The following is a 6,500-nucleotide window of genomic DNA, read 5'->3' on the forward strand; positions in this document are numbered from 1 at the left end:
AAAGCTACATCCTCCTTGCGGAGGAAGGGGAGTTTTTGTGTTTCTTCGCCTGTTCAAGTATCTCTGGCCTGAGCGCTACCTTCCTGAACCCGAGCAAGAAGACCCCTTCAATGAAGATCCGCCGCCGCGCGTGCCCGGCAAGGTCGGCGTGCTGCTGGTGAACCTGGGCACGCCCGACACGCCGACGGCCAAGGACATCCGCAAGTACCTGGGCGAATTCCTGTCAGACCCCCGCGTCATCGAGATCCCGCGCTACCTCTGGAAGCCTATCCTGCACGGCATCGTGCTCGTGCGCCGCCCCAAGCGGCTCGAGCCCCGCTATGGCGGCATCTGGATGAAGGAAGGTTCGCCCCTGATGGTCTACAGCCAGCGGCAGACCGACGGCGTGCGCGCCGCCCTGCAGGCGGCCGGGGTGGATGCCGCAGTCGAGCTGGGCATGCGCTATGGCAATCCCTCCATCCCGCGCGCCATCTCCAACCTGCGCAAGCAGGGCTGCGAGCGCATCCTGACCGTGCCGCTGTATCCGCAATACGCCGCCAGCACCACCGCCACCGTAGTCGACGCGGTTACCCGCTACATGGGCAAGCTGCGCGATCAGCCGGAAATGCGCTTCATCAAGCGGTTCCACGACGACCCCGCCTACCTGGACCCGCTCGCCGCGCGCATCGAGCGGTACTGGAGCGAACACGGCAAGCCTCAGAAGCTGGTCATGAGCTTTCATGGCCTGCCGCGCTACTCCATCGAACTGGGCGACCCTTACTACCGCGACTGCATGGAAACGGCCCGGCTTCTGGCCCAGCGCCTTTCGCTGCCCCGCGACCAGATCGAAGTGACCTTCCAGAGCCGGTTCGGCACCGCCCGCTGGCTGGAGCCCTACACTGAGCCGACCCTCAAGGCACTAGCCGCATCGGGGGTCACCGAGGTCGATGTAGTGTGTCCGGGATTTGTGGCAGACTGTCTCGAAACCCTGGAAGAAATCAGCCTGGAATGCCGCGATGCCTTTCTCGAGGCCGGTGGCAAGCAGTTCCGATACATTCCTGCCATCAACGACGACCCGGCCTGGATCGCGGGGTTGTCGGCGCTGGTGGAACGATACTTGCAGGGGTGGGTTCCAGACACCACGGACTTGAAGGAGAAGGCGCATGCACCATGACCCGAAGACTGGCGAATCGGTCAAGAAGGGCAAAGTCAGCACTCCCGTCGACGAAGATCGCGTCGAACACGACCTGGACGAGGCCCTGGCCGACACCTTCCCGGCCAGCGATCCGGTCGCGATCCCGTCGGATCCAGACGCGGACGACAAGCGGGTGGACCGCGCACTGAAGGAAAGCTTCCCCGCCAGCGACCCCGTCGCTCCCGCGCAGCCAAGCAAAAAGTAGGAAACTGCCGCCGGGCGCCCGGCCGCGGCGCCGGGCCCTGGGGAATATTTCGCTTACCCGGGCTTGAATTAGGGGTATTGGCCCCCATTCATGTCTCCGAAAGCCATTCTTTTTGGAGGATTCCCCATGACGGCACCCCACGAGCCTGCTGACCAGGCGCCCGAAGTCGGCCAGAACGCCGATGCGGCACCCGCCGCCCAGGACGCCGCGCAGGCCGAGCTGAACGAGTTGCGCGCCCAGCTGGACGCCGCCCAGGCTACCGTCAACGAGCAGCACGACCAGCTTCTGCGTGTGCAAGCCGAAGCCGAGAACGTGCGCCGCCGCGCTCAGGAAGAAGTGTCCAAGGCGCGCAAGTTCGGCATCGAATCGTTTGCCGAAAGCCTGGTTCCGGTCAAGGACAGCCTGGAAGCTGCCCTGGCCCAGCCCGATCAGACGGTCGAAACCCTGCGCGAAGGCGTCGAAGTCACCCTCAAGCAGCTGGCCGCCGCCTTCGAGCGCAACCTGCTCAAGGAAATTGCACCGGCGCAGGGCGACAAGTTCGATCCGCACCAGCACCAGGCCATTTCGTCCATTCCGCATGAGCAGCCCGCCAACACGGTGGTGCAACTGCTGCAGAAAGGCTATGTGATCGCCGACCGCACCCTGCGCCCCGCGCTCGTGGTCGTCTCGGCCGGCCAGGGCTGAACCGCCTTTCCGCCATGACCGACCCGCGCTTCGACCCGGCCCAGGTATTCCAGGTGTTCGGCATGCGCCATGTCGACACCGCGGGATTTGACGCGGCCGTGGTGCAAGCGCCCGGCGCGGACCTGCGCTGCGTCTTCCTGTGGGGCCAGGATTGCTACAACTGCAACCTGTTCAAGCAGGCGGCGCTGCTGCACCAGGAAACGCTGCTGGGGCTTGGCCTGACGTGGTTCGAAGCCGATGTCTACGCGGATGAGCCGCTGGGCCGCCGGTTTTCGTTGCATGGCGTCCCCACTTTTGTGCTGTACCGGTCCGGCAAGCGCCTTGGGCGCATCACCGGCTGGCCCGGATTGCCCCAGTTCACTGCGGCAATCCAGCGCCTGCAGGACCCGGACCCGGAAATTTCCAGCCCGGCGTCTTGAAAAACCCCACGGGCAGCCCCAGTTACGGGGAGACAAGCAGTTTTCCCCAAATTTTCATAGATTTAATAATCAAGGTAACCCACCATGAGCAAGATTATTGGCATTGACCTGGGAACGACCAACAGCTGCGTGGCTGTCATGGACGGCGGGCAGGTCAAGATCATCGAAAACGCGGAAGGTGCTCGCACCACTCCCTCCATCGTTGCCTACATGGATGACGGCGAGACCCTGGTCGGCGCGCCTGCCAAACGTCAGGCCGTGACCAACCCGCGCAACACGCTGTACGCAGTGAAGCGCCTGATCGGCCGCAAGTTCGAAGAAAAAGCCGTGCAAAAGGACATCAACCTGATGCCCTACGCCATTGTCAAAGCCGACAACGGCGACGCCTGGGTTGAAGTGCGCGGCAAGAAGATGGCGCCTCCCCAAGTGTCGGCCGACGTGCTGCGCAAGATGAAGAAAACCGCCGAGGACTACCTGGGCGAAGAAGTGACCGAGGCCGTCATCACCGTGCCCGCCTACTTCAACGACAGCCAGCGTCAGGCCACCAAGGACGCCGGCCGCATCGCGGGCCTGGAAGTCAAGCGCATCATCAACGAACCCACCGCTGCGGCGCTGGCGTTCGGCCTGGACAAGACCGAAAAGGGCGACCGCAAGATCGCCGTCTATGACCTGGGCGGCGGCACGTTCGACGTGTCCATCATCGAAATCGCCGATGTGGACGGCGAAAAGCAGTTCGAAGTGCTGTCGACCAACGGCGACACCTTCCTGGGCGGCGAAGACTTCGACCAGCGCATCATTGACTACATCATTGCCGAGTTCAAGAAGGAACAAGGCGTTGATCTGTCCAAGGACGTCCTGGCGCTGCAACGCCTGAAGGAAGCTGCCGAAAAGGCCAAGATCGAACTGTCGTCCGCGCAGCAGACCGAAATCAACCTGCCGTACATCACGGCCGATGCCTCCGGTCCCAAGCACCTGAACCTGAAGATCACGCGCGCCAAGCTGGAAGCGCTGGTTGAAGAACTGATCGAACGCACGATCGAACCCTGCCGCGTCGCCATCAAGGACGCCGGCGTGAAGGTTTCCGACATCGACGACGTGATCCTGGTCGGCGGTATGACCCGCATGCCCAAGGTCCAAGAAAAGGTGAAGGAATTCTTCGGCAAGGATCCGCGCAAGGACGTGAACCCCGATGAAGCCGTCGCTGCTGGCGCCGCCATCCAGGGCTCCGTGCTGTCGGGCGACCGCAAGGACGTGCTGCTGCTGGACGTCACGCCGCTGTCCCTGGGTATCGAAACCCTGGGTGGCGTCATGACCAAGATGATCCAGAAGAACACCACGATCCCGACCCGGTTCTCGCAGACGTTCTCGACGGCCGACGACAACCAGCCGGCCGTGACGATCAAGGTCTTCCAGGGCGAGCGCGAAATCGCTGCGGGCAACAAGGCCCTGGGCGAGTTCAACCTTGAAGGGATCCCGCCGTCGCCGCGCGGCATGCCGCAGATCGAAGTCACGTTCGACATCGACGCCAACGGCATTCTGCACGTGTCCGCCAAGGACAAGGGCACCGGCAAGGAAAACAAGATCACCATCAAGGCCAACTCGGGTCTGTCGGAAGACGAGATCCAGCGGATGGTCAAGGATGCCGAGGCCAACGCCGAGGAAGATCACCGCGTCGCCGAACTGGCTCAGTCGCGTAACCAGGCCGACGCGCTGGTGCATGCCACCCGCAAGTCGTTGACCGAGTACGGCGACAAGCTCGAAGCTGCCGAGAAGGAAAGCATCGAGGCCGCCATCAAGGACCTGGAAGAAACGCTGAAGGAAGGCGACAAGGCCGCCATCGACGCCAAGGTCGAAGCCCTGTCGACGGCTTCGCAGAAGCTGGGCGAAAAGATGTACGCCGACATGCAGGCACAGCAAGCCGCCGGCCAGCAGCAAGCGGCCGACAACGCGAAGCCGGTGGACGACAACGTCGTCGACGCCGACTTCAAGGAAGTCAAGCGCGACCAATAATGGCCGGGCACTGACCTGCCTCTGCCGCCCGGTAGCCGGAGAAATCCGCCTACCGGGCGTACTCATTCTGTAGCACTGAAAAGAAGGCTCGGTTTCGAGCCCACGGATCATGGCAAAACGCGACTATTACGAAATCCTGGGCGTGGCAAAAAACGCCTCGGACGACGATCTCAAGAAGGCCTATCGAAAGCTGGCCATGAAATACCATCCGGACCGCAATCCGGACAGCAAAGAAGCCGAAGAGAAGTTCAAGGAAGCCAAGGAAGCCTACGAGGTCCTGGGCGATGACCAAAAGCGCGCCGCGTACGACCGCTACGGTCATGCAGGTGTTGACCCCAACGCCGCCGGCATGGGCGGCGCGGGCATGGGCGGCGGTTTCGCCGACGCGTTCGGCGACATCTTCGGCGAGATCTTCGGCGGCGCCGGCGGCGGCCGTCGCGGCGGCGGACCCCAGGTCTACCGCGGCGCCGACCTCAAGTACGCCCTGGAAATCACCCTGGAACAAGCGGCCGCCGGTTTCGACACCGAAATCCGCGTGCCCAGCTGGGAAAACTGCGACACCTGCCACGGCTCCGGCGCCAAGCCCGGCACCTCGCCCAAGACCTGCCGCACCTGCGGCGGCTCGGGCGCCGTGCGTATGCAGCAAGGCTTCTTCAGCGTCCAGCAGACCTGCCCCACCTGCCACGGCAACGGCAAGGAAATCACCGACCCCTGCCAGGCCTGCGACGGCGTCGGCCGCATTCGCCGCAACAAGACCCTCCAAGTCAAGATTCCGGCCGGCATCGACGACGGCATGCGCATCCGCTCCAGCGGCAATGGCGAACCCGGCATCAACGGCGGTCCTCCCGGCGACCTGTATGTGGAAATCCACATCAAGCAGCACAAGATCTTCCAGCGCGACGGCGACGACCTGCACTGCGAACTGACCATCCCGTTCACCACCGCGGCATTGGGTGGCGAACTCCAGGTTCCCACGCTGGGCGGCAAGGCCGAGATCTCCATCCCCGAAGGCACGCAATCCGGCAAAACCTTCCGCTTGCGCGGTAAAGGCATTCGCGGCGTGCGCGGCAGCTACCCGGGCGACCTGTACTGCCACGTCGTAGTGGAAACGCCCGTGCGCCTGAGCGACGACCAAAAGAACATCCTGCGCCAGTTCGAGGCTTCGCTTAACGACGGTGGCGATCGCCACTCGCCGCAAAGCAAATCCTGGACGGACCGCGTCAAGGAATTCTTCAGCTGATCAGTCTTCAGCTGATCGCGCTGCCGCTCAGCGCAAAAAGCCGCGACGAAAGTCGCGGCTTTTTTTGTTTGCTCGCCAACAATGCTTGGCGCGACAGGGACGGTGCTGCGGAATCACGCAGAACCGCGAGCCCCTTAGCGGGCGCTCGGCGGGTAGTCGAGTTCGGCGAACGTGTACTCGCCGTTGGCCTTGGCGTGCTCAAGCTGGACGCGCACGTCCTGCTCGGTCAGGTTGGAGGTGCGAGGCTGTGCCGCCGGGTAGTCCTGCTCGCCGAAAGTGTATTGGCCGCTGACCTTGGCTTCCTGCAGCTCGGCCGCCACCTGGGAACGGGACTTGGATTGTTCAACGCCAGCTGCGTGCGCGCCGGCGCCCGCCAGGGCCAGGTAAACAAACAGCGTCGTGGCCAGGATTTTCATGAGTGAGACCTCCAGATTGCTTTAAGTGAAACCGAGTCCGGCGGCCCATCGTCGTGATCCATCTGATGATCTCGATGGCCAGATGCAGCACGCCAAATCCCGGCAGGAACCCGAACGGCATGAAACCACCTTCCAAATTGGCGAGATATCGAAGGGCTTCTAAAAATTACGCAACTGCGGGAATACGCAGTCCAGGAAGCTTTCGCCAGCATGCAATGCACAGCCTGCATGCAGGTGCTACACCAGGCGCTTCAATAGGGCGCAACGCAGCGCTGCCATAAGCTCTCCACCAACGCGCAACGCACACTTCTGCCCCGGGGCTCTCCACCATCGCAACGCCCACTTCTGCCTA

At 63.0% G+C, this 6,500-nt stretch carries 7 protein-coding genes; 6 read left to right on the forward strand and 1 reads right to left on the reverse strand.

The genetic code is table 11. From position 1 onward, the window contains the following. The first annotated feature begins 37 nt into the window (after positions 1–37). The 6 genes from hemH (at position 38) to dnaJ (ending at position 5,732) form a co-directional block, all read left to right on the forward strand. Complete coding sequence (gene hemH / locus B3446_RS02700; protein ID WP_291377233.1) at positions 38–1,153, forward strand: ferrochelatase; 1,116 nt, start codon at positions 38–40, stop codon at positions 1,151–1,153. Continuing rightward, entirely contained in the window at positions 1,143–1,379 is a 237-nt protein-coding gene (locus B3446_RS02705) for a hypothetical protein (RefSeq protein WP_175123163.1), read from the forward strand. The genes hemH and B3446_RS02705 overlap by 11 nt, the downstream gene beginning before the upstream one ends. A 126-nt stretch (positions 1,380–1,505) precedes the next feature. Next, complete coding sequence (grpE, locus tag B3446_RS02710) at positions 1,506–2,063, forward strand: nucleotide exchange factor GrpE (protein WP_175123162.1); 558 nt, start codon at positions 1,506–1,508, stop codon at positions 2,061–2,063. A 14-nt stretch (positions 2,064–2,077) separates the two neighbouring features. Beyond that, complete coding sequence (locus tag B3446_RS02715; protein WP_175123161.1) at positions 2,078–2,482, forward strand: thioredoxin family protein; 405 nt, start codon at positions 2,078–2,080, stop codon at positions 2,480–2,482. A gap of 84 nt (positions 2,483–2,566) precedes the next feature. After that, positions 2,567–4,492 (forward strand): molecular chaperone DnaK, encoded by a 1,926-nt coding sequence (gene dnaK, locus B3446_RS02720; RefSeq protein ID WP_175123160.1) that lies wholly within the window; start codon positions 2,567–2,569, stop codon positions 4,490–4,492. 109 nt (positions 4,493–4,601) lie between these two features. Next, positions 4,602–5,732, forward strand: coding sequence for a molecular chaperone DnaJ (dnaJ, locus tag B3446_RS02725; RefSeq protein WP_175123159.1), 1,131 nt, complete (start codon positions 4,602–4,604; stop codon positions 5,730–5,732). A 134-nt stretch (positions 5,733–5,866) separates the two neighbouring features. Here the strand turns inward: dnaJ and B3446_RS02730 are convergent, their stop codons facing one another. Beyond that, positions 5,867–6,148: a DUF4148 domain-containing protein gene (locus tag B3446_RS02730; RefSeq protein WP_291377234.1), complete on the reverse strand. Its 282-nt coding sequence runs from the start codon at positions 6,146–6,148 to the stop codon at positions 5,867–5,869. Between the last annotated feature and the right edge of the window lie 352 nt (positions 6,149–6,500).

The sequence above is a fragment of the Achromobacter sp. UBA5777 genome (genome assembly GCF_002418565.1).
Classification (GTDB): Bacteria; Pseudomonadota; Gammaproteobacteria; order Burkholderiales; family Burkholderiaceae_B; genus Achromobacter; species Achromobacter animicus.